General features: G+C 75.1%; 16 protein-coding genes and 1 pseudogene. 7 read left to right on the top strand and 10 right to left on the bottom strand.

Annotated elements, in window-relative coordinates:
- Nucleotides 1–28 precede the first annotated feature (28 nt).
- The 3 genes from I3F54_RS03675 to I3F54_RS32320 all read left to right on the top strand — a co-directional run bounded on the left by I3F54_RS03675 (nucleotide 29) and on the right by I3F54_RS32320 (nucleotide 4220).
- Complete coding sequence (locus tag I3F54_RS03675; RefSeq protein WP_240117103.1) at nucleotides 29–952, top strand: glutaminase; 924 nt, start codon at nucleotides 29–31, stop codon at nucleotides 950–952.
- A 488-nt stretch (nucleotides 953–1440) separates the two neighbouring features.
- Nucleotides 1441–2844 carry a polyprenol phosphomannose-dependent alpha 1,6 mannosyltransferase MptB gene (gene mptB, locus I3F54_RS03670; RefSeq protein ID WP_308373075.1) on the top strand — a complete coding sequence of 468 codons (1404 nt, stop codon included), beginning with the start codon at nucleotides 1441–1443 and terminating at the stop codon, nucleotides 2842–2844.
- Nucleotides 2841–4220, top strand: coding sequence for a glycosyltransferase family 87 protein (locus I3F54_RS32320; RefSeq protein ID WP_308373074.1), 1380 nt, complete (start codon nucleotides 2841–2843; stop codon nucleotides 4218–4220). Before mptB ends, I3F54_RS32320 begins: the two co-directional genes overlap by 4 nt.
- An 83-nt stretch (nucleotides 4221–4303) precedes the next feature.
- Here the strand turns inward: I3F54_RS32320 and I3F54_RS03660 are convergent.
- Both I3F54_RS03660 and rho read right to left on the bottom strand, forming a co-directional pair.
- A pseudogene (locus I3F54_RS03660) lies at nucleotides 4304–5137 on the bottom strand (D-alanyl-D-alanine carboxypeptidase family protein); the annotation flags it as partial.
- Nucleotides 5138–5547: 410 nt separating this feature from the next.
- Nucleotides 5548–6693 carry a transcription termination factor Rho gene (gene rho, locus I3F54_RS03655; protein WP_240117101.1) on the bottom strand — a complete coding sequence of 382 codons (1146 nt, stop codon included), beginning with the start codon at nucleotides 6691–6693 and terminating at the stop codon, nucleotides 5548–5550.
- Nucleotides 6694–7305: 612 nt separating this feature from the next.
- Here rho and I3F54_RS03650 point away from each other — a divergent pair.
- Together I3F54_RS03650 and I3F54_RS03645 are read left to right on the top strand one after the other, a co-directional pair.
- A complete protein-coding gene (locus tag I3F54_RS03650) occupies nucleotides 7306–8514 on the top strand; it encodes a cytochrome P450 (RefSeq protein ID WP_240117349.1) in 1209 nt (402 codons plus the stop codon).
- Between the two features lie 58 nt (nucleotides 8515–8572).
- On the top strand, nucleotides 8573–9298 hold the full coding sequence (locus tag I3F54_RS03645) for a class I SAM-dependent methyltransferase (RefSeq protein WP_240117100.1): 726 nt from the start codon (nucleotides 8573–8575) through the stop codon (nucleotides 9296–9298).
- Between the two features lie 242 nt (nucleotides 9299–9540).
- Here the strand turns inward: I3F54_RS03645 and I3F54_RS03640 are convergent, their stop codons facing one another.
- From I3F54_RS03640 to I3F54_RS03615, 6 genes are all read right to left on the bottom strand, one after another.
- Entirely contained in the window at nucleotides 9541–10410 is an 870-nt protein-coding gene (locus I3F54_RS03640) for a GntR family transcriptional regulator (RefSeq protein WP_240117099.1), read from the bottom strand.
- Nucleotides 10411–10540: 130 nt separating this feature from the next.
- A complete protein-coding gene (locus I3F54_RS03635) occupies nucleotides 10541–11707 on the bottom strand; it encodes a serine hydrolase domain-containing protein (RefSeq protein WP_240117098.1) in 1167 nt (388 codons plus the stop codon).
- 115 nt (nucleotides 11708–11822) lie between these two features.
- Entirely contained in the window at nucleotides 11823–12791 is a 969-nt protein-coding gene (locus I3F54_RS03630) for an acetylxylan esterase (protein ID WP_240117097.1), read from the bottom strand.
- A gap of 530 nt (nucleotides 12792–13321) precedes the next feature.
- Nucleotides 13322–13951, bottom strand: coding sequence for a DUF3592 domain-containing protein (locus I3F54_RS03625; RefSeq protein ID WP_308373072.1), 630 nt, complete (start codon nucleotides 13949–13951; stop codon nucleotides 13322–13324).
- A gap of 89 nt (nucleotides 13952–14040) precedes the next feature.
- Nucleotides 14041–14796 carry a ferredoxin reductase gene (locus tag I3F54_RS03620; protein ID WP_240117096.1) on the bottom strand — a complete coding sequence of 252 codons (756 nt, stop codon included), beginning with the start codon at nucleotides 14794–14796 and terminating at the stop codon, nucleotides 14041–14043.
- Nucleotides 14789–15412 carry a sulfite oxidase-like oxidoreductase gene (locus tag I3F54_RS03615; protein WP_240117095.1) on the bottom strand — a complete coding sequence of 208 codons (624 nt, stop codon included), beginning with the start codon at nucleotides 15410–15412 and terminating at the stop codon, nucleotides 14789–14791. Before I3F54_RS03615 ends, I3F54_RS03620 begins: the two co-directional genes overlap by 8 nt.
- 470 nt (nucleotides 15413–15882) lie before the next feature.
- On the opposite strand from I3F54_RS03615, the gene I3F54_RS03610 reads away from it, so the two are divergent.
- Nucleotides 15883–16683, top strand: coding sequence for a putative protein N(5)-glutamine methyltransferase (locus I3F54_RS03610; protein ID WP_240117094.1), 801 nt, complete (start codon nucleotides 15883–15885; stop codon nucleotides 16681–16683).
- A gap of 7 nt (nucleotides 16684–16690) precedes the next feature.
- On the opposite strand, the gene I3F54_RS03605 is transcribed toward I3F54_RS03610, so the two are convergent.
- Nucleotides 16691–17428: a hypothetical protein gene (locus I3F54_RS03605; RefSeq protein WP_240117093.1), complete on the bottom strand. Its 738-nt coding sequence runs from the start codon at nucleotides 17426–17428 to the stop codon at nucleotides 16691–16693.
- A gap of 338 nt (nucleotides 17429–17766) precedes the next feature.
- Complete coding sequence (locus I3F54_RS03600) at nucleotides 17767–19836, bottom strand: SpoIIE family protein phosphatase (protein ID WP_240117092.1); 2070 nt, start codon at nucleotides 19834–19836, stop codon at nucleotides 17767–17769.
- A 312-nt stretch (nucleotides 19837–20148) separates the two neighbouring features.
- On the opposite strand from I3F54_RS03600, the gene I3F54_RS03595 reads away from it, so the two are divergent.
- On the top strand, nucleotides 20149–21030 hold the full coding sequence (locus I3F54_RS03595; protein WP_240117091.1) for a hypothetical protein: 882 nt from the start codon (nucleotides 20149–20151) through the stop codon (nucleotides 21028–21030).
- Nucleotides 21031–21101: the final 71 nt, after the last annotated feature.

The following is a 21101-nucleotide window of genomic DNA, read 5'->3' as shown; positions in this document are numbered from 1 at the left end:
GAACCAGCCCGGAGGCAGAATAGTGATCATGACGTCGCCGATGACCTTCGAGCCGGTCCTGAAGCGCATCGCCGAGGAGGTCGGGCAGCTGCCCGGCCACGGGCGCCCCGCCGACTACATCCCGGCACTCGCCGCGCGCGACCCCCGCCGCTTCGGCATGGCCGTCGCCGAGCCGGACGGCACGGTGTACGGCGTCGGGGACTGGCGCGAGCCGTTCTCCGCGCAGTCCATCACCAAGGTCTTCACCCTCGCCCTCGTCCTCGCCCGCGAGGGCGACGCGCTGTGGGAGCACGTGGGCCGCGAACCCTCCGGCAACCCGTTCAACTCCCTGGTGCAGCTGGAGTACGAGAACGGCATCCCGCGGAATCCTTTCATCAATGCGGGCGCCCTCGTCGTGACCGACCGCCTGCACACCCGCACCGGCGACGCGGCCGGCGAACTGCTGGCGTTCCTGCGCGCCGAGAGCGGCAACCCCGGACTCGGCTTCGACACCCAGGTCGCCGCCTCCGAGACCGCCCACGGCGACCGGAACGCCGCCCTCGCCCATTTCATGGCGTCCTACGGCAACATCGGCAACCCCGTCCCCGAACTCCTCGACCAGTACTTCCGTCAGTGCTCGATCAGCGCCTCCTGCGCCGACCTCGCCCTGGCGACCGGCTTCCTCGCCCGGCACGGCATCCGCGCCGACGGCGGCCGGCTGCTCACCCGCAGCCAGGCCAAGCAGGTCAACGCCGTGATGCTGACCTGCGGGACCTACGACGCGGCGGGCGACTTCGCCTACCGGGTCGGCCTGCCCGGCAAGAGCGGGGTCGGCGGCGGCATCATCGCCGTCGTCCCCGGGCGCTGCACCCTGTGCGTGTGGAGCCCCGGCCTCGACGAGCGCGGCAACTCGGTGGCGGGGGTGGCCGCCCTGGACCGGTTCACCACACTGACCGGCCTGTCGGTGTTCTGACCGGGGCGCCACCGCTGTGACGGCCGCGTGCCGGCCCGCCCGCGCACCCCGGGAATCCGGACGAGGACGGTGTGCTCCGTCCGTCAAGACGTCTGCGTGTTCTCGCGGAGGAATCGGCGGCCCACCCCCGACCTGCGCAAGGCGTGGGCATACGTGGACAGCGGCGACCTGCCCGGTGCGCTGCGCGCCGGACCACTCGGCCCGCCGATCACCTGGTCTGCACCGGGGCGGCGGTTCGGACGGGCACGGGTCGGCAACGGGCGGTGGGAGCGACGTCTGCCTCCGTGCACCGGTCGACGGCCACCGGCGGCCGGGCCGGGAGCCCACCTGGGCACCGCGGGCGCCCGGTCGCCGGATCGAGGTCCACCGGCCGCCGGCCGGACGGGCGCGATGCCGCGGCCGGACCGGCACATGTCGGCCATGTGCACGCCTTCCCCCGGAGAGCGGTCCGTCGCCTTCCGTCCACCGCGAGCCGACACGCTGACCGCGTGCTGGCCATGGCGTCTCCCGTCGATCTGCGCGGCTGCCGGGTACTGGGCCTGGCCGGGACCGCGTTCCTCGCCCTCGGAGGTCAGGCGGCGGGCGCCCTGCCGGTGCGGCAGCTGCCGGCCCCGTCCTCGGCGCGCGCCGCCCTCGGGCTGGTCGGTGTGTACTTCGGCGTCGTGCTGCTGGTGGCGGCCTGGGCCCTGCTCGGCCGTCTGGTGCGTGGTCCCCGGCCACCGGGCCCGCGCGCCCTGCTGCTGGTGCTCGTGGTCTGGGCGGTGCCGCTGCTGATGGCGCCGCCGCTGTTCAGCCGGGACGTCTACAGCTACCTGGCCCAGGGCGCCATGGTCGACGCCCACATCGACGTCTACGCACAGGGCCCGGCCCGGCTCGGCGGCCCCCTCGCCGACGAGGTGGCCCCCCTGTGGCAGCACACCGCGGCCCCCTACGGCCCGGTCTTCCTCGCCGTCGCATCCGCCCTGTCCACCCTGACCCGCGGGGCGCTGCCCGCCGGACTGCTCGGCATGCGGCTGCTCGCGCTGCTCGGCGTGGCGCTGATGGCGGCCGTCCTGCCCCGCCTCGCCCGGCACAACGGCGCCGATCCGGCCGCCGCGCTGTGGCTGGGCGCCCTCAACCCGCTGGTCCTGCTGCACCTGGTCGCCGGCGCCCACAACGACGCCCTCATGCTCGCCCTGCTCGGCCTCGGGCTGGTCGCCGCGCTCGGCCGGTGGCAGCTCCTGGGCGCCGCGCTCGTCACCCTCGCCGCCCTGGTCAAGGTGCCGGCGGTGCTCGGCCTCGCCGCGATCATCGTGCTCCGGGTCCGCGCGGGCCGCCGCCCGCTGCCGGCCACGCTGACGACGCTGGGCGTGTCCGCCGCCACCACCGTCGCCGTGACGGCCGCCGCGGGAACCGGCTACGGCTGGATACGCGCCCTCGACACCCCCGTCTCCCCGCAGAACTGGGCCCTGACGAGCCTGCTGGGCCGCGTCACCGGTGCCCTGCTGGACCACCTCGGCAGCGATCTGGCGCCCCTGGCCGTCCCCGCCTGGCATCTGCTGGGTCTCGCGCTCACCGCCGTCGTCGTGACGGCCGTCTGGTGGCGGCTGCGCCCCCGCCCGGTGTACGCGCTCGGCCTGAGCCTTGCCACGGTCGCCGCCCTCGGCCCCGCCGTCCGGCCCTGGTACGCCCTGTGGGGCCTGTTCCTGCTGGCCGCCGCCGCGCCCAGCACCTCCGTACGGCACCGGGTCGCCGCCGTCACCGGGGTCCTCGCGCTCATCGCCCTCCCCGGCGGTGGCCCCGCGGACCTCGGCCAGTCGGTGCTGGCCGTCGCGGGCGGCGCGCTCGCCCTGGTCGTGCTGTGGCAGGCACACCAGCTGGTGCGGGCCCCGGCACCGGGACCGGCGGCGTGAGGGGCCCGCACACCGGGCGCGGACGTCTCCTGTTCGTCCTCGCCCTCGCCGCGGCCGTCACCGCCTTCACCGCGACCGTCCCGCTGTTGCGCGACTGGTTCGACCTGCGCGTCTACTACGGCACCGTGCACAGCTGGGTCCACCACGACGGCGGTGTCTACGACTACCGGGTGCCGGGGACGGCGTACGGCTTCACCTACCCCCCGTTCGCCGCCGTGGCCATGCTCCCGATGGCGCTGCTTCCCTGGCCCGCCGCCGTCGCCGGAGCGCTGCTGCTCGACCTGGCGGCTCTCGCCGTGGCCGCGCGCGTACTGGCCGGGCGAGCCTGGCACCGGCACGGCTGGTACCGCTGCGCCCTGGCGGCGTGTGCGCTGGCCCTGTTCGAACCGGTGCGCGACACCGTCAGTTTCGGGCAGGTGAACCTGCTCCTGCTCGCCCTGGTCCTGGCCGACGGCGGGCTGTCGGCGGCCGGCCGCACGCGGTGGGCGGGCGCCGGCATCGGCATCGCCGCGGCGATCAAGCTGACGCCTGCGCTCTTCATCGTCCTGCTGCTGATCGCCCGCCGCCCCCGCGCCGCCGCCGTCGCCACGTCGGTCGCCACCGCGGCGACGGGACTGGCCGCGCTGGTCGCCCCGGGCTCCTCCCGGTTCTACTGGACCGAGGCGATGTGGGACACCGGCCGCGTGGGCCGCCTCGACTACATCTCCAACCAGTCCCTGCAGGGCGTGCTCGCCCGGCTCGGCGAACCGCACCCCGCGCTGTGGGCGGTCGCCGCGCTGGCCGTGCTCGGCGTGTGGGCCCGGCGGGCCCACCGCGCGGCGGCGGCCGGTGACCTGCGGGCGGCCCTCGCGCTGACCGGGCTCGCCGCCTGCCTGGTCAGCCCGGTCACGTGGGTGCACCATCTGGTCTGGACGCTCCCGGCCTTCGCGGTGCTGGTCCGTGCCGGGCGCCTGCGGACCGCGGCCGCCCTGTACGCGCTGTTGTGCAGCAGCGTGGTATGGCTGTGGTTCGACGACGCCTCAGGGATCGGCGGCTTCCTCGGCGGCAGCGCGTACACGTGGATCACGCTCGGCCTGCTGCTGTGGCTGCCTGCCGGTCACACCCCCGAAGGCGGGCGCACCGCGCGCCGCAGTGCGAACGCCACGCCGGCGGCCCCCGCACCGGCCGCGCCCGCGATCGCCGTCACCGAAGCCCAGCCCGCGCCGCCCTCCCCGGCCGTGGCGGTGACCGCCGCGGCCGGTACCGGGACCGCCGAGGCCGGGGCCACCGCCGGCCCGGCCTGCGAACCGGCCCTCGCCCCGTCCAGCGAACCCACCGGATCCACCAGCCCGTCCGCGGCGAAGCCCCAGTCCAGCAGGGCGCGTGCCTCCTCGTAGACGGTGAACCCGCCGCCTTTCTGAGGGTTCATCACGGTGACCACCAGGGTCCGGCCGTCACGGCGGGCAGCGGCGACGAGGGTGTTGCCCGCGTGGCTGGTGTAGCCGTTCTTGATGCCGATGAGCCCGGGGTACCGCCCCACGCCGTCGGCGCCGGTCAGCAGCCGGTTGGTGTTCGCGATGCCGTACGACCCTCCGCCGGCGCCCGGGAAGAGGGCCGAGACCGTGCCGCAGTAGCGGGCGAAGTCCGCGTTGCGGAGCCCGGCCCGGCCGAACACGGCCAGGTCGTACGCCGACGACACCTGCCCCGGTGCGTCGTACCCGTCGGGCGAGACCACGCGGGTGTCGCGGGCGCCGAGGGCGCGGGCCTCGGCCTGCATCTGCGCGGCGGTGGCCTCCCAGCCGCCGTTGAGCGCGGCGAGCACGTGCACCGCGTCGTTGCCCGAGTTGAGGAACACCCCGCGCCACAGGTCGGCGATGCTGTACGTCCGCCCCTCGGCCACGCCGACCAGGCTGCTGCCGGGGCCGATGCCCCGCAGCTCCTCCTCGCTGACGGTGTGTCGCAGTCCGGCCGGCAGCCTGGGCAGCACCGTCAGGGCGAACAGCGTCTTGAGGGTGCTGGCCGGCGGCAGTCTGCGGTGGGCGTCGTGCGCGGCGAGCACCTCCCCGGTGCCGGCGTCGGAGATCAGCCACGACAGCGCGGAGACGTCCGGCACCCTAGGCGCCCCGGCCCGCGGCCGGACCTGCGTGCCCGACCGGTCGAGCAGCGACGGCTGCGGCCGGGTCGTCCTCGGCTGCCCCGGCGTCGGCTCCGTCACGTCCCCGGCGGCCGCCGCGAGCGGCGCGAGCGCGAGGACTCCGGTGAGAGCGAGAACGCAGACCGACAGACATGTCCGGGAGGAAAATCCGTTGACCATAGGAATCAACCTAGGAACTGACGCACCGTCCGCCAGGCGGGATGGGCCGAACGCCGCGCGCAGCACCCGGATGCCGCACCGCCCCGGGCCGACTGCCGCGCCCGAACCCGGCGTGCGGCCCGGCGGGGAACTCCCGTGTCCGAGGCGGGCCCGGAGCAGCCTGGCGCGGCCCGGGCGAGGCCGGCAGGGGGGGCGGCAGAGGCTGCCCGGGGATGGTCCGGCCGGTGTGGGCCGGAGGGGATCGCACGAGGCGGGCGGTTCGCCGCGTCCCCGGCGGTGAGCGGCTCCACCTGCCCGCCCCGACGAGCGGGGGACCTGCTGCCGTGGCCCGTTCACCACAGCGACGGGACGATCCGGATGAACGCCGGCCCCGTGGAGTGCAAGCGGCGCTGAACCCCGGGGCGGGACTGTCACACCGACGGCGGAACCGGCCGGATCCGGCGCAGGAACGCCGCGTTGTCGGGCGTTTCCTGCAACCTCTCCAGCAGGGCCGCCATGCGGGCGTGGTGGTCAGGGGCCCGCAGAGCCCGCCGCAGACCCCGCACGGCCGACGACTCGGCCGCGGACATCAGGAGTTCCTCGCGCCGGGTACCGGACCGCTCGATGTCGACGGCCGGGAACACCCGCCGGGAAGCCAGTTCCCGGTCGAGGCGGAGTTCCATGTTCCCGGTGCTCTTCAACTCCTCGAAGAACAGGTCGTCGGCGCGGGACCCGGTCTCGACCAGGGCCGTGGCGAGGATGGTGAGCGAGCCGCCCTCCTCGGCCGAACGGGCGGCGCCGAAGAGCTTCTTCGGCCCGTGCAGCGCGGCGGCGTCGACCCCACCGCTGAGGGTGCGGCCCCCGGCGGCGGCAGCGTGGTTGTGCGCCCTGCACAGCCGGGTGAGGGAGTCGAGCAGGACGACGACGTCCTCGCCGTCCTCGACGCGCCGTTGGGCCCGCTCGATCACGAGCTCGGCCAGGGCGATGTGCTGCCGCGGCGCACGATCGAAGGTGGAGGCGTAGACCTCCCCGCGTACGGAGCGCCGCATGTCCGTGACCTCCTCGGGCCGTTCGTCGAGCAGCACCACCATCAGCCGGCACTCGGGGTGGTTGCCCGCGACGGCTGCCGCGATCTGCTGGAGCAGCACGGTCTTGCCGGTCTTCGGCGGCGCGACGATCAGCCCGCGCTGCCCCTTGCCTACGGGCGCGATCAGGTCGGTGACGCGCCCGGCGAGCCCCGCCGCGGGGTGCTCCAGACGCAGGCGCCGGTCGGGGTGCAGCGGTGTCAGCTCGGCGAAGCGGCGCCGCCCGCGCAGCGCGTCGGGTGTGCGGCCGGCCACGCGGACGACGTCCGTGACGTCCGCGCGGCCGCCGCGGACGCCCTCGACGAGGTCGCCCTTGCGCAGGCCGTACCGGCGGATCAGCGCGGGGGAGACCTGGGGGTCGGCGGGGGAGGGCAGGCAGGTGGCGGCGGAGCGCAGGTGCCCCTTGCCCCTGCCGTCGACGTCCAGGACGCCGGTGACGGGCCGGGCGGCGGGGGACGGGTCCAGGGGTGGGCGTTCGAGTGTGGTGGTCATGGTGGTCGGTCCTTTCCCGGACTACGGGCATGAGGCAAGGGGGTGAAGGAGATGCCGCGCACGACGGGAGGGCGGGTGAGCGCGCCTCCGGCGGCCGGAACGGTCGCTCGGGTACGACGTCCGACGCCGTCGCCACAGGAGCGATCCGGAAGATCCACGGAAGCCGGCCGGACTCCGGGAGACTCCGCAGGAACCCGAGAATTCCGGGAGCAACCGAGAGAACTCGGGAGGAATTCGGGTGGATCCGGTAGAACTCGCGAGAGGAGTGATCCGAGGAGATTTTGGACGGTCCGTCCGCACGGCGCCCACGACGGGGCGTACACACGTGCTGCCGTCACTGTACCACCGTTCGGCGCCGGCCCGGAGGGCTCCCGTTCGGTGCTTCGGCTGCGGCGGGCCCTGCCCGGTGGGGCCGCGGGGTTCCGGGCGCGCCGCACGGCCCCGTCGGCGCGGAGACCCAAGCCCCCACGGCGGGCGACTGCGTGACCGTGACCGCGGGTTCTCGGCCCTTCCCCGCGCCGTGGTGTGCGGGCAGAATCGAACAGCGCATGCCGTGCCACTCCCCACTGCCGAGGAGCCCAGGTGGTTCACCAACCCGCGCCGCCCCACCGCATGGACGCTGCCGGCGGTTGCCCGCACGCCACCAACGCCGCACTGCGCGAGGGTGGTTCCGTCGTGCCGGTGGTGCTGCCCGGCGGGATCGAGGGGCGGGTCGTTGTCGGGCACGAGGCGCTCCGGGAGTTCCTGGGGCACCCCGAAGTCGCCAAGGGCCCGGAGCACTTCACGGCTCTGCGCGAGGGGCGGATCCCGGCGGGCTGGCCGTTGACGACGTTCGCCACCGTGCCGGGCATGACCACGGCCGACGGTGCCGACCACCGGCGGCTGCGCGGGCTGGTCAGCCGGGCTTTCACTCCTCGTCGTGTCGAGGAAATCCGGCCCAGGATCGTCGAGTTGACGGAGCGTCTGCTGGATGATCTGGCCCGTGCGGCGGAGCAGGACGGCGGGGTCGCCGACCTGCGTCGGCATGTCGCGCTGCCCCTGCCCATGGGGGTGATCGGTGAACTGCTGGGCGTGGACGCCGAGTACCGCGATCGGCTGCACCGGCTGTCCGGGCAGGTCGTGGCCACCGACATCGACCCGTCCGAGGCGATCGCCGCCAACCGCGAACTCGTCGCCGTCCTGGGTGAGATCGCCGCCGCCAGGGCCGAGAGCCCCGGCGACGACCTCACCAGCGCCCTGCTCGCGGCCCGGGACGAAGGTGGCGACCGGCTCGGCGGGCAGGAACTCATCGGCACCATGCTGCTGCTGGTCATCGCCGGTCACGAGACCACCCTCAACCTCATCACCAACGCCGTGCGGGCCCTGTGCGCGCACCGCGGTCAACTCGCACGGGTCCGCTCGGGCGAGGCGGGCTGGGGTGACGTCGTCGAGGAGACCCTGCGCTGGGACGCCCCCGTCAGCTACTTCCCCTTCCGCTACCCCCTCCGGGACCTCACCGTCGACGGCACCGTCCTGCCGCGGGGCCTTCCCGTGCTGGCCGGGTACTCCGCGGCAGGGCGCGACCCGGCCGCGTACGGACCGGACGCCGACCGGTTCGACGTGACCCGCCCGGCCCGCGCCTCGGCGGCCCGCCACCTCTCCCTGGGGCACGGCGCCCACTACTGCCTGGGCGCCCCGCTGGCCCGGCTGGAGGCCACGACCGCCCTGGAACGCCTCTTCACCCGCTTCCCCGACCTGGAACTCGCCGTCCCGGACTCCGCCCTGCCGCGGCTGCCGAGCTTCGTCGGCAACAGCGTGGGGACGCTTCCCGTGCGGATCTGACGGCCCCCGTCCGGCACGGGGAACGGCCCGGGGCGGCCCGCTGGTAGCGTGTCCGGGGATGTTCAGCCCCGAAGGCCCCACCTTGCGCGAACTCGCGGTGCAGGCGCTGTCGTCCGTCGAGCGCGGTTACGACCTGCTCGCGCCGAAGTTCGACCAGACCCCGTTCCGGACACCCGACGCCGTACTCGACGCCGTTGCCGCAGCCCTGGAGGACACCGGCCCCTTCGAGGACGGCCTGGACCTGTGCTGCGGCACGGGCGCCGGCGCGGCCGTGCTGGCCCGCCTGTGCCGCACCAGTGTGACCGGCGTCGACTTCAGCGCCGGCATGATCGAGGTGGCCCGCAGCCGCCCCCGGCGCCCGGATCCGCGCACGGCATGGGTGCGCGCCGACGCACGCGCACTGCCGTTCACCGCCGCCTTCGACCTGGTGGTGAGCTTCGGTGCGTTCGGGCACTTCCTGCCCGACGAACTGCCCGGCCTGTTCGGCCAGGTGCACGCCGTGCTGCGCCCCGGCGGCCGGTTCGCCTTCCCGATCCCCGCCCCGCCCCGCCCGGTCACCCCCGCCTACTGGGCGCTGCTGGGCTTCGACGTCGTGATGCGGGTGCGCAACGCGGTGTGGCGGCCGCCGTTCGTCATGTACTACCGGGCGTTCCGGCTCGGCGACGTGCTGCGTGAGCTGGACCGTGCGGGGTTCGCCGTGGAGCTGCGCCCGCTGCCGGAGTTCGGCCGGCGCCGCGACGGCAGCCCGCGCGTGCGGATGGTCCTGGCGCGGCGGGGCGCGTAGCGCCCGGCGTGCGGCTCCGGCCGCGGGCAACGGAGGCGTTCCGCGGGCGGGGCGGGGCTGCCCCGGCCGCCCCGGGCGCGCGCGCCGTCAGGGACCGCCGGTCCCGCGGACGCGGCACTCCGGCGCTGGCGAGCCGGGCGGCCGGGCCGCGGGAGGGCGCGGTCCGGCCGCCCGGGGGCTTGTGTCCTGCCGGCGGTCGCAGCCGAGCCACGCCGCCGGACGGGTACCGCCGGGCCGCGTGGTCAGCCGGCGGAGGGAAGGGTGAACTCGTAGACCAGCGCGTCGTCCTGCCGGGCGTCCACGAGCAGGTCGGTGATCTCCAGCGGGCGGCCGTGCTGGTCGTGCACGCGCCGGGTCACCCGCATCGACAGGGTGTCGTCGAGGCGCGTGATGGAGTCGCGGTGGTGCAGGCTGAGCCCGGCCCGGCGCATCCAGTCGTAGACGCGCCGCAGCTGGGCCGACGTAGTGCCGTCGGCCCGGCCCCGGTAGCGGGCCAGCTCCGCCACTTCCGACAGCGCGACGGCGGAGAAGGAGGTGACCGCCGTGCGCCGGCCGCGCCCCGCGGCGGCGGCCGACTCGTAACGGTGCACCAGCGTCGCCCGGTGCGGGGCCAGTTCGAGGGCCCGCGCGTGCTCCGGCGGCGGCGCCTCCCAGGCCACCGTGGTCCGGTCCGGCCCGTCCGGATGCGGGCTGCGCGCGCCGACCGGGAAGGCCAGCGCGGCGGGATCCTCCACGGGCGGTCCGGGCAGGGCGGCATGGCTGCCGCGCCGGTCGGTGGCGACCAGCCCGCGGCGGCGCAGCACCTCCAGCGCCTGGCGGACGGTCTCCCGGCTGACGCCGAAGTGCTCGGCCAGCTGCCGTTCGCCGGGCAACCGCTCACCCGGCGGAACGGTGCCGTCCTGCAGTTCGCCGAGCAGCTCCGTCGCGACGTGCCAGTACAGGGGCGGCTCCTGACTCGGGTGGTCGAGCCCCAGTAGCCGTTGCGGGATGGGGCGGCGGTCGAGCGGGGGGAAGGCGTCGTGCGGGGGTGGTGCGCCGAGCGAGTGGCGGGCGCCGAAGGAGCGCCGGTGGTCGAGAGCGTGCGCGGGATCGTACGGGGTGGTGCGGGCCATGCCGCGCCTCCTGTTGGTGACGTGCCGTGTCCGTGCGGGTTCGGGGCGCCACCAGATCTAGCATTGGTCTAAACCACTTGGGAAGAGAAGTCGCCCTGTTCGGCCGAAACCGCACCGCCCGCCGTCGGTCCTACACCACGCTGTACAGGGCGTCGACCAGTGCCGTCTTCCTCGGGTCGTCGGCGATGCGTGGCCCCATCCCGTTCATCACGTACCCCAGGGACACGCCCGCCTCCGGGTCCGCCAGTCCGCACGAACCGCCGAAGCCGTCGTGTCCGAAAGCGCGCGGGTTCGGTCCGTAGGAGCCGTTGGCACCGCTCAGCCACAGGCCGAGCCCGATCTCCGTCTCGTGTTCGAACCCGGCTCCCAGCACCAGGTCCCGGCAGCTGCCCTGCCCCTCGCGCACCCGCTCGGCCGCCTCCTGGGACAGGATCCGGTGGCCGTCGTACGTCCCCCGGCCCGCGAGGATGCCGTACAGGGCCGCGACCGCGCGGGCGGTGCCGTGGCCGTTCGCGGCCGGGATCTCGGCGGCCCGCCACTGGGGCGTGCCGGCGTGCGCGGCGCCCACCAGCGGGTTGGCCAGGGCGGCGAGCGCGGCGGGTGGCAGCTGGCCGAAGGACGCGGGGGTGCCAGCGTCGGCGGCCCGCGGATGGACCAGCTCGGCCGCCCGGCCGGCGTCCTTCTCCGGCAGCCCGATGGTGAACTCGATGCCGAGCGGCCCGGTCACCTCCCGTTCCAGGAAGGCTCCCGGCAGCAGTCCCGACACCCGCCGTACCACCTCACCGACCAGGAAGCCGTAGGTGAGCGCGTGGTAGCCCGACCGGGATCCGGGCTCCCACCAGGGCTCGGTGGCGGCCAGCCGGGTGGTCGTCAGCTCCCAGTCGCACAGGTCCTCGAACGAGTGCGGCTCGCGCAGGCCGGACAGCCCCGCGCGGTGGGAGAGCAGATGCCGCACCAGGACCTTCTCCTTGCCCGCCGCGGCGAACTCCGGCCAGTAGGCGGTCACCGGTGCGTCCAGGTCGAGGAGTCCCCGGTCGGCCAGGATGTGCGCGCACAGCGCCACCGGACCCTTCGTGGTCGACCACACGTTGACGACCGTGTCCTGCTCCCACGGCCGGGTGCGCGCCGCGTCGGCCCAGCCGCCCCACAGGTCGACGACGCGCCTGCCGTCCACGCTCACCGACACGGCGGCACCCAGTTCGCCCCGGCTCCGGAAGTTCTCCTCGAACGCCGCGCGCACCGTGGTGAAGCGCGGGTCGCAGTGGCCGTGGATCCGTGGTGCCTCGTGCTCGCTCATGGGTCCTCCGCGTCGCCGGGAACGGGCCGCGCCGCTGCGGCCCGCGACCCCGAACATACCGACTGGTCGGACCAATGGAAAGGGTGTGGCGGCTGCGAGGGGCCCGCCGCGGGACTCAGACGTACGAGCGCAACCAGCGCAGCTTGGCCGCCTCGTGGTGGGGGCCGCCGCCCTCGTGGTCGTTGAAGTCGTAGACCTCGACGGCCTTGTCCTCGTGCGCCCAGGCGTTGAACGCGGCGAAGACCGTGGAGGGCGGGCAGGTCTGGTCCTCCAGGCCCACCGAGAACAGGGCGGGGGCCCGGCCACGGGCGGCGAAGTGAACGCCGTCGAAGTAGGAGAGCGTGCGCAGGGCCTCCCCGGAACGGCCCCGGTGCGTCTTGAGGTACAGGCCGATCTCCCGGTACGGGGGCCGGTCCGTCAGCGTCGTGGCACGCGGGAAGTCGCACAGGAACGGCACGTCCGGCGCGATCGCGACGAGGTCGGGCACCAGACCGCCCACGGCGAGCGTGATGCCGCCCCCCTGGCTGGCGCCGACCGCGGCGGTCCGCGTCGCGTCGGTCAGCGGGTGCGCGCGGGCCGCCTCGACCGCCCGCACCGCGTCGGTGAACACCCGGCGGTAGTAGTAGTTCTCGGGTGCGTCGATGCCCCGCGTCATGAAGCCGGGATAGGCCGGCCCGCCGCCGAGCGGATCCGCGGTGCCGCCGCCGCCGCCCCAGGCGCTGCCCTGGCCGCGCGTGTCCATCACGAAGTGCGCGCGGCCGGCCGACGCCCACAGCAGATGCTCGTGCGGCAGTCCGCGCCCGCCGCCGTAGCCGACGAACTCCACGACCAGCGGCAGCGGTTCCCCGGCGCCGGCCGGCAGGGTCAGCCAGCCCTTCACCGGGTGACCGCCGAAGCCGGCGAACGTCACGTCGTACACCGTCACCGTGGTCAGTCCCGTGTCGACCGGCTCGAACCGGGCATCCAGGTCGTGCTCGCGTGCCTCGTGCAGGGTCTTCGACCAGAACCCGTCGAAGTCCTCCGGTGCGACGGAACCGCTGCGGTAGCCGCGGAGTTCGTCGAGCGGAAGGTCGAACAGCGCCATGTGGGACCGCCTTCGGGTACGGAGGCATGCGGACGATCACACCGTAGGCGCTGGGCGGGAGCGTCCTCCACCCCGCACCACCCGGTAGGGGCGGCTCCCGCGACCCACAGCCCCTCCCGTGCGCCGTCCCGGCTCTCCCGCGGGCGAGCCGGACCCCGGTGCCGTTCGCCCGCGTCACCTCGCGTGCCGAGGCGTCCCGCGCCGCCGGGCCGTGCCCGGGCCGCCGCCGCGGCGCCCCGGGTGCTGCCGGGCTGCTCGGCCGCTGTGCCGGACCGGCACGGTGCACCGTTCGGCGGACCTCCGGGGGGAAGCGTCCCAGTGCCGCGGCGGGGCGAACGTTGCCTGGTGCGGCACTAGGGCGTGTTTCGAAAGTCCCGCCTGCCTGGCGGCGTCTGGCACGCACGCTCGCCGCGTTGTCGGGCTCGCCCCGATACATCCAGTATCGGGGCGACCCTCCGCCTTGCGATCGCACGCACCAGACGCCGCCAGGCCTGCCCTTCGGGCAGACGACGCTACTTTCGAAACACGCCCTAGATCTCGCCCCGGCTCCGCCGGGTCCACTGCGGCTCGGTCAGGGCCCAGTCCCGGTCCCACTCGGCCATCCGGCGCCGCATCGCGCCCCGGCGCACCGCGGACTGGGCGAGCAGGACCGTGGCCGCCGTGGCCCCGGCGGAGCAGATGCCCAGGGTGAACGCATGCTGCCAGGCCGCCGTCTCACCGGGTGGAGCCGGTACGTTCCGGCCGGCGGAGTCGAACCACACGTCGACCGTGTCGCCACTGCGCGTCCCGGCCGGCACCCGGACCTCCGCCGTCCGTGCCCGTCCGCCCGCTTCCGTCCAGCGCACCTCCACGCTGAAGGTCCGCGGGGCCGCGCCCTGCATCGCCGGCGGCCTGTCCGGCGTCGTGCCGACGACCTCCGCGCTGACCCGGTGGCGGTCCGCGCGCTGCTGTGCCGCCATGGCCCGGGCGTCGTCATAGGCCCACCAGCCGGTGACCACCCCGGCCAGGGGGGAGCCCAGTACCAGCAGGACGGTCACGGCCAGTGCCGTCCAGGCCTCCACGATGTCCGACCGGCGCCGCAGCGGGTTCCCCTGCCGGCGCCGGGCGCGCGCCCGGCTTCGCATGTCGATCTCCTCGCCGTCACGCCTGCGAGTGTCCACACGGCTCGTACTCCGTCCAGGGGACAATGTTCACCCTGTCCGCGCAAATGGGCGGGCCGGAGCCGGACGGGGCGCGGTGGTGCGGTGCCTCAGCCGAAGCGCTCGATGCGGATGCGGTCCACGGGCTGGCCGGCCTCGGCCAGGAGCCGCGCCGCGTGCTCGGCGAAGGCGTTCGAGCCGCAGACGTAGGCCTCCCATCCGCCGTCGGGCGCGTCCGCCACCACGGGCGCCACCTGCGCGGCGGCCAGCCGTCCGACCGGCACGCCGGCCGGTGCGCTGCGCGTGAAGACGGGCGTCGTCTCCGTGCCGTACTCCCGCGCGTAGATCAGTTCCTCGGGGCTGCGCGCCGACACCAGCAGCCGCAGTGGGACGGCGAGGGCGTGCACCCGGTGGTGCCGCACCATCGACATCAGCGGTACGACACCGGAGCCGGCGCCGAGGAGCAGTGCGGGCCGGTCGCCGGGCCAGGCGAAGAAGCCGCTGAGCGGGCCGCGCACCTCCACCCGGTCGCCGACCTCGGCCACCGTGTGGAACCAGCCGGACACCTCGCCGCCCTCGACGTGGTCGAGGGTCAGCTCGATGTGCCCGGTGCCGTCGGGTGCGGAGGCGAGGGAGTAGTGCCGCTGGGCCGTGTAGCCGTCGGCGGCCCGCAGGCGCAGCATCAGGTGCTGGCCGGGCAGATGGCCGGGCCAGGCCGGCACGGCCAGCCGGAAGGTCGTCACGCGGGGGGTCTCGCGACGGATCCCGGTGATCGTGGCGGTCTGCCACACCGAGGCTGCCCGGTCGCCGACCTCGATCCGGCCGGGCACCGCGAAACGCGTCGGGGGAGTGAAGGTCTCAGTCACCGGAGTACCGCTGCTCCTCCCAGGGGTTGCCGCGGTCGTGGTAGCCGTTCCGCTCCCAGAAGCCGGGCTCGTCGTGATCGAGGAGGTGCAGGCCGGCGATCCACTTGGCGCTCTTCCAGAAGTACAGGTGCGGCACCAGCAGGCGTGCGGGGCCGCCGTGCTCGGGGGTGAGGGGCCGTCCGTCGTGGTCGAAGGCGATCCAGGCCCGACCGCCGGTGAGGTCCGCCAGCGGCAGATTCGCGGTGTAGCCGGTGTGGGAGTAGGCCACGGCGTGCGTGGCCGAGGCGCCGGGGCGGACCTCATCGAGGAAGGCGTCCAGGGACACGCCCGAGAACCGCATCCCGAACCTCGACCAACCCGTCACGCAGTGGAGGGCCCCCTCGTACGCCGACCCGGGCAGCTCGTGCGCCTGTGCCCAGTCCCAGGTCCGGGGCCGGGCCACCAGCCCGTCGATCCGGAAGGTCCAGTCCTCGGCCGTGAGCGCGGGCGTGACCTCGGCGGACAGCACGGGCCAGTCCTGCCGGGCGTCGTACTGCCCGGGCGGGAGGACGGGACCTGGGGCGCCGCTCACGTCCTGAGGCCGGGCGCGGCCGGTGAAACCGCGGGTGACGTTCATGGATCAACCGTACGGGGTCGCGAACGGTGCTCCGCGCCCTGCCCGGGGTGCCCTCGCGGCTCCGTCCGCACGTGGTTCGGGATCCCTCCGGCTCGTCGAGGAGGCGGCACGGCCGACGCCGTGCCCCGCGTCCCGCACCCCGTGCACCTCACCTGGCTCACCGACCGGGAACCGGAACGGGGGAGCGGGCCGGGGGAGACGCCGGGCGAAGGCCCGGGCGGTCCCGGTGTGACGGACCGGGACGCGGGCCGGGGGAGGAGAGCGAGGGGGAGGTCGAGAAGGCCGCCTGTGTCCGATCTCCCGCCCGGACGGCTGGGGTAGGGTGGCGGTTCGTCCGCGGACCGCCCGCGGCACGGAAACGAGGAGGTGAGACCCGTTACCGCCATGTCAGGTCGGGTGCTCTCGCCTCCCCACTCCGTCAGCCGCTGACGACGAGAGCGCCCTTCGCCCACGAAAGGCCCTCGGCTCCCATGCCCGTCTCCTTCTCGTCCGCCACCCTCTCCGACCGGTTCCCCGACGTCGTCGCCGCACTGCGCGCCGCGGGGTGCGTCTTCGCCGAGGACGAGGCGCGGCTCCTCCTCGGCGCCGCCCGCACCCCCGCCGAACTCACCGCCCTGGTGGAGCGCCGGGCTGCCGGACTGCCCCTCGAACACGTCCTCGGCTGGGCCGAGTTCCGCGGCCTGCGCATCGCCGTGGAGGCCGGTGTGTTCGTCCCGCGCCGCCGCACCGAGTTCCTCGTCGAGCAGGCGCTGGCCCGCGTCCCGCACGCCACCGTCGTGGTCGACCTGTGCTGCGGCTCGGGCGCGGTCGGCGCGGCGCTGGCCGCGGAACTCGGCGACGTCGAGCTGCACGCCGCCGACGTCGACCCGGCCGCGGTGCGCTGCGCCCGCCGCAACGTGGCCGGGCACGGCGGCCGGGTGCACACCGGCGACCTGTTCGCCGCGCTGCCCGGCGACCTGCGCGGCCGGATCCACGTTCTCGCCGCGAACGTGCCCTACGTCCCCACCGCGGAGGTCGCCCTGCTGCCCGCGGAGGCGCGCGACCACGAACCGCTGACCGCGCTGGACGGTGGTTCCGACGGCCTCGACGTAGTACGCCGGGTCGCCGCCGAGGCGCCCCGCTGGCTCGCCCCCGGCGGCTGCCTCCTCATCGAGACGAGCGAGCGGCAGGCCCCGGCAGCCGCCGTGGCCTTCGCCCGTGCCGGGCTCGCCGCCGACCTGGTGGTCTCGGCCGAGCTGCACGCCCACGTCGTCGTGGGCACGAGTGCCTGACGGTGCCTCAGGTCGTCGTGCCGCTCTCCGGCGTGTCCGGGGCCGTCGAGGGTCGTCCGCCGTGACCGCGCGGGCCGTGGAAGTGCTGCCGGTCGTGCCGGTCACGCGGTGCCCTGTCCTTGAGGGCGTCCAGGTCGCCGGAGACCGCGCGGACGGCCGTCCGCGTACCGTCGTCGGCCCGGGTGCCGACCAGGACGGCCTGGTCGCCCTTCTTCAGCGCACCGGCTCCGGATTCCTTCTCCGGGGTGCCGGACGCCGAACCGTCGAACGTGCGCACGGTGGTGTCCCCGCTCACCGTCCAGGTCCAGGACGTGCCGTCCTCGCTCTTGACGGTGACCTGGTCGCCGTCCGTCTTCTCGACGGTGCCGCGCTGCCAGACCCGGACGACCCACCTGCCGCTGTCGCGGTCCTTGACGGTCGTCTCGCCGTGCACGCCTGCGCCGTCCGCGCCGAACCAGCGGCCGGGGTGGTCGTGCCGGCCGTCGGGCCTGCCGGGGGACGGCGACGCCGACGAGGACGCGCCGGCGGGCGCGGTGCCGGAGCCGTCCGATGTGGCCGCGTAGGCCACGGTTCCCCCCAGGGCCAGTACGGCGACGGTGGTTCCGGCGATCACGGCCCTGCCGCGCGCCGTGCGCCGTCCCCACAGCGCGGCCGGCCCCCGCTGTGGGCGCTTTCCGCCCGGCTCGCCGAGCGGTTCGGGCCCGGTCCACCCGGTCGTGCGGTCTTCCCGGTCCGGATCGTGCATCACGGCTCACTCCTTCGGCCACGCCGTCCACTGATGCTGTGATTGTGGGGCGCGCGCGATAAGGAACCGGTAACGGCATCCTGTGAGTCCGGCCGCCGCCCCACAGCCACCGGGCGTCCCTCCGTTTCGGTGCGGGGGCCAGCAGCGCCCGCGACCTCCGGTCGGTGGCCGCCCACGGCACGGCACGGCCCGCCCACGGCACCGGGCCCGGCGGCACACCGCGTCCCTACGCCGGCCGCCGGTCGGACGGGGCACACGGCCGTCCCCGGCGGCCGGCCCGGGACTGCCCCTGCCGTATCCGGCTTGCGGCCGCCCGCGGTGCCCGGGCGGCCGCACGGCTACGGCGCCGTGGGGCGGGCCCGTGCGACGAGCAGGGCCACGTCGTCGTGGTTGTCCGGGTGGTGCAGGGTGCGCAGCAGGAGATCGCAGACCTCTTCCAGGGGGCGCGCGGGATCGTCGAGGAGGGACAGCAGTTCCTCCAGCCGTTCGTCGAGGGGCTGCCGGCGGGTCTCGACCAGACCGTCGGTGTAGAGCACCAGCAGGTCGCCGGGCGCGAGATCGACGGTGACCGTGGAGAAGGCCACCCCGCCCACGCCCAGCGGGACCCCGGTGGGCAGCTCCAGTAGTTCCGGCGGGTGCCCGGCGCGCACCCGTGCCGGGGGCAGGTGACCGGCGTTGGCGATCCGGCACCGGCCGAGCCGCGGGTCGTGGACGGCGTACACGCAGGTCGCGATGGCCTCGTCGAGGCCTGCCGTGATCCGGTCCAGGTGTTCCAGCAGCACTGCGGGATCCAGGTCCAGGGCGGCGAGGGTGGCGGTCGCGGTGCGCAGCCGGCCCATCGTCGCGGCGGCGCCGAGGCCGCTGCCCATCACGTCCCCCACGACCAGCGCCGTCTTGTCGTCCTCCAGCGGGATGACGTCGAACCAGTCGCCGCCGACCTCGGTGGTGGCGCCCGCGGGCTGGTAGCGGGACGCCACCTCCAGGCCCCCGGTGACCGGCGGATGGCTGGGCAGCAGGCTGCGCTGGAGGGTGAGGGCGACGTTGCGGGCGTTCTGGTACCAGCGGGCGTTGTCGATCTGCACGGCCGCACGCGCCGCCAGTTCCCGGGCCAGCACCAGGTCGTCCGGGCCGAACGGCAGCGGATTGCGGGTCCGCTTCAGGTCGAGGGAGCCGAGCACCTCCCCGCGGGCGATCAGCGGGACGGCCAGATAGGAGTGCACGCCCGCGGCGGCCAGCAACTCGGCGGCCTCGGGGGAGTGGGCGATGCGCGGCAGGTCCGCCTCCTGGACGTGCTCCACGAGCACCGGCCGCCCCGTGCGCACGCACTGTGTGACCAGCCGGTCCGGCCCGTAGCGGGCGGTCCTCCCCGGCGGATCGGCCGCCCGCAGCGCCTCGGGAGCGGCGTTCGCCTGCACCGCCAGGGCACGGATCACCGCCGGCTCGGCGGGGCCGAGGCTGCTGCGGCGGCCCTCGACCACCGCCTCCAGAAGGTCGACGGCGGCCACGTCCGCCAGCTCCGGCACGGCGACGCCGGCGAGTTCGTGGGCGGTGCGCTCCAGCTCCAGCGTGGTGCCGATGCGGGTGGAGGCGTCGGCGATCAGGGCCAGGCGCCGCCGGGCGGCCTCGGCCTCCAGGCCCTCCCGGTACTGCTCGGTGATGTCGGTGACCGAGGCGGCCACCCCGAGCACGGTGCCCAGGGTGTCCTCCAGCCGGTACAGGGAGACCGACCAGGCCCGGTCCCGGTCCGGTTCGGCCTGGGTGCGGCCCACGGCGGGGCGGTCCAGGATCGGCAGCCCGGTGTCGAGCACCTGACGGGCGGCGGACTCCAGCCCCCCGGCGTCCATCAGCGGCAGGACCTCCCGCACGGTGCGGCCCAGGTGGTTCTCGGCCGGCACGCCGCTGATCTGTGCCAGCGCGGGGTTGACCGACAGGTAGCGCAGTCCGGTGTCCAGCACGGCCAGGCCCATCGGTGACTGCGACACCATCCGGGTCGACAGCGCCACGTCCCGCTCCAGGCGGCGCAGCGTCGACCGGTCGGCGGCCAGTCCCAGGGCGTAGACGTCGCCCCGATCATCCAGCAGGCGCATGTTGCGGAACTCCACCAGCCGGGTGGAGCCGTCCTTGTGCCGCACCGGGAACGCGCCGGCCCAGCTCTGGCCGGTCTGCATCACATCGGTGAAGAGCTTCACGACCAGGTCGACGTGCTGCTCGTGCACCATGATCTCGGCCGCGGGCCGTCCCAGGGCCTCCCCCGCCGGGTACCCGAACAACTCCTCGGCCTGCGGGCTCCACAGCACGACCCGCCCGTGGTCGTCGAGGACCACGGAGGCCACGTTCAGTACGTCGAGCAGACCGCTGGGCCGCACCGGCCCACCCCCCTGGGCCACCGGAGGTCCGGCTGTACTCATCCCGCGCACCGCCTCGCCTCCGCCCGTGTGTGCGGCACGGCTTCCCCCGTGCCGACTGCCCCTGCCGTGCCGCGCACAACCTTTCCTCCCGCGCCTCCCGCGCCGCCACCTCCACCATCCCCCAACACGGCCGGAAACGTACTCCCGACGCACGCCCGGAGGGAATGGATCCGGCGCGCGACCGCCCGTACCGCACGGTCACCGGGACGGCCGACGCCGTTTCCATTTCTGGTCTGTACATGACTAGCCGATGGGGCCAGACTGAGCGCCGGACCACCCCCGTGCGCCGCCCCCACCCGAGGAGTCCGCCCCATGCTGCTGCGCCCCGTCCGGCAACGCTGCCGGTCGGCCCTGACGGGCCTGGCCGCCCTCGCGACCGCCTCCGCCCTCGCGTTGTCCGCCGCGCCACCGGCGGCGGCCTCCGGCGCTTGGACCGAGGTCGGCTCCGACCGGGCCGACCCGCTGACCGAGAGTCAGGGACTGACCTCGGTGGAGGTCCCGGCCGGCAGCCCCAACCACTACACCGGCATCGGCACGATCCCCTTCGGCCTCTTCCTGCGGGGCTGGAACCACGTCGGCGACCCCGACGCCTCGTACGACGGCCACTACATCGAGCCCTACCAGCGGGACTCGGGTGGCGCGAAGATGTTCCGCGTGCAGGCGCCGGACGGCACCTGGTCGGAGTACGTCCACGCGCTCGGCCCCGGAGAGGCCCTGAACAACTCCTGGGTCGCCGTCTCCCCCGACGGCCAGTGGATGCTGGCGGGCGAGTGGGGCACCATGAACCGCCTGCTCGTCTTCCCCACGCCCGGCGTCAACGCGGCCACCTCGCCCTCGTCGGACCTGCCGCAGGCCTCGACCGTGCGGCTCGACCACGACGTGCGCGACGTGCAGGGCTGCGACTTCGTCACCGCCACCCGCCTGCTGTGCTCCTCCGACGACCCCGACGGCAGCCTGTTCGGCCTCACCAAGCCGCTCCTGCAGGCCGACCTGTCCGCCGCGCCGGGCAGCTCCGACGTCACCGGCCACGTCACGGCCCTGCTCGGGCTGCCCTTGCGCTCCGGCTGCTCCGGCGGATTCGAGACGGAGGGCATCGACTACGACCGCCGGACCGGGACCCTGCGCGTCATCGTGATGTCGCCGGGCTTCTGCGTCCTCACCGACAGCAAGACCTACCGCTTCACCCGGAGCTGACCGCGGGGCGCGTGCCCGGCGCCGGCATCCCGATCCGGCCGCCGGTGGCCCCCACGGGCGGCCGGTGCTTT

Source organism: Streptomyces sp. MUM 2J, assembly GCF_022414535.1.
Taxonomy (GTDB): Bacteria; Actinomycetota; Actinomycetes; order Streptomycetales; family Streptomycetaceae; genus Streptomyces.
The sequence above is the reverse complement of the archived record's forward strand: the minus strand, read 5'-3'. Positions and strand labels throughout refer to the sequence as shown.

What these genes read in the sequence shown, in the direction of transcription:
- I3F54_RS03645 (WP_240117100.1), top strand. Translation starts at nt 8,573, where the DNA reads ATGTTCAGCCCCGAAGGCCCCACCTTGCGCGAACTCGCGGTGCAGGCG.
- I3F54_RS03595 (WP_240117091.1), top strand. Translation starts at nt 20,149, where the DNA reads ATGCTGCTGCGCCCCGTCCGGCAACGCTGCCGGTCGGCCCTGACGGGC.
- I3F54_RS03615 (WP_240117095.1), bottom strand. Translation starts at nt 15,412, where the DNA reads ATGAACGTCACCCGCGGTTTCACCGGCCGCGCCCGGCCTCAGGACGTG.
- I3F54_RS03675 (WP_240117103.1), top strand. Translation starts at nt 29, where the DNA reads ATGACGTCGCCGATGACCTTCGAGCCGGTCCTGAAGCGCATCGCCGAG.
- I3F54_RS03630 (WP_240117097.1), bottom strand. Translation starts at nt 12,791, where the DNA reads ATGGCGCTGTTCGACCTTCCGCTCGACGAACTCCGCGGCTACCGCAGC.
- I3F54_RS03640 (WP_240117099.1), bottom strand. Translation starts at nt 10,410, where the DNA reads ATGGCCCGCACCACCCCGTACGATCCCGCGCACGCTCTCGACCACCGG.
- I3F54_RS03605 (WP_240117093.1), bottom strand. Translation starts at nt 17,428, where the DNA reads ATGCACGATCCGGACCGGGAAGACCGCACGACCGGGTGGACCGGGCCC.
- I3F54_RS03600 (WP_240117092.1), bottom strand. Translation starts at nt 19,836, where the DNA reads ATGAGTACAGCCGGACCTCCGGTGGCCCAGGGGGGTGGGCCGGTGCGG.
- I3F54_RS03635 (WP_240117098.1), bottom strand. Translation starts at nt 11,707, where the DNA reads ATGAGCGAGCACGAGGCACCACGGATCCACGGCCACTGCGACCCGCGC.
- I3F54_RS03650 (WP_240117349.1), top strand. Translation starts at nt 7,306, where the DNA reads ATGGACGCTGCCGGCGGTTGCCCGCACGCCACCAACGCCGCACTGCGC.
- rho (WP_240117101.1), bottom strand. Translation starts at nt 6,693, where the DNA reads ATGACCACCACACTCGAACGCCCACCCCTGGACCCGTCCCCCGCCGCC.
- I3F54_RS03610 (WP_240117094.1), top strand. Translation starts at nt 15,883, where the DNA reads ATGCCCGTCTCCTTCTCGTCCGCCACCCTCTCCGACCGGTTCCCCGAC.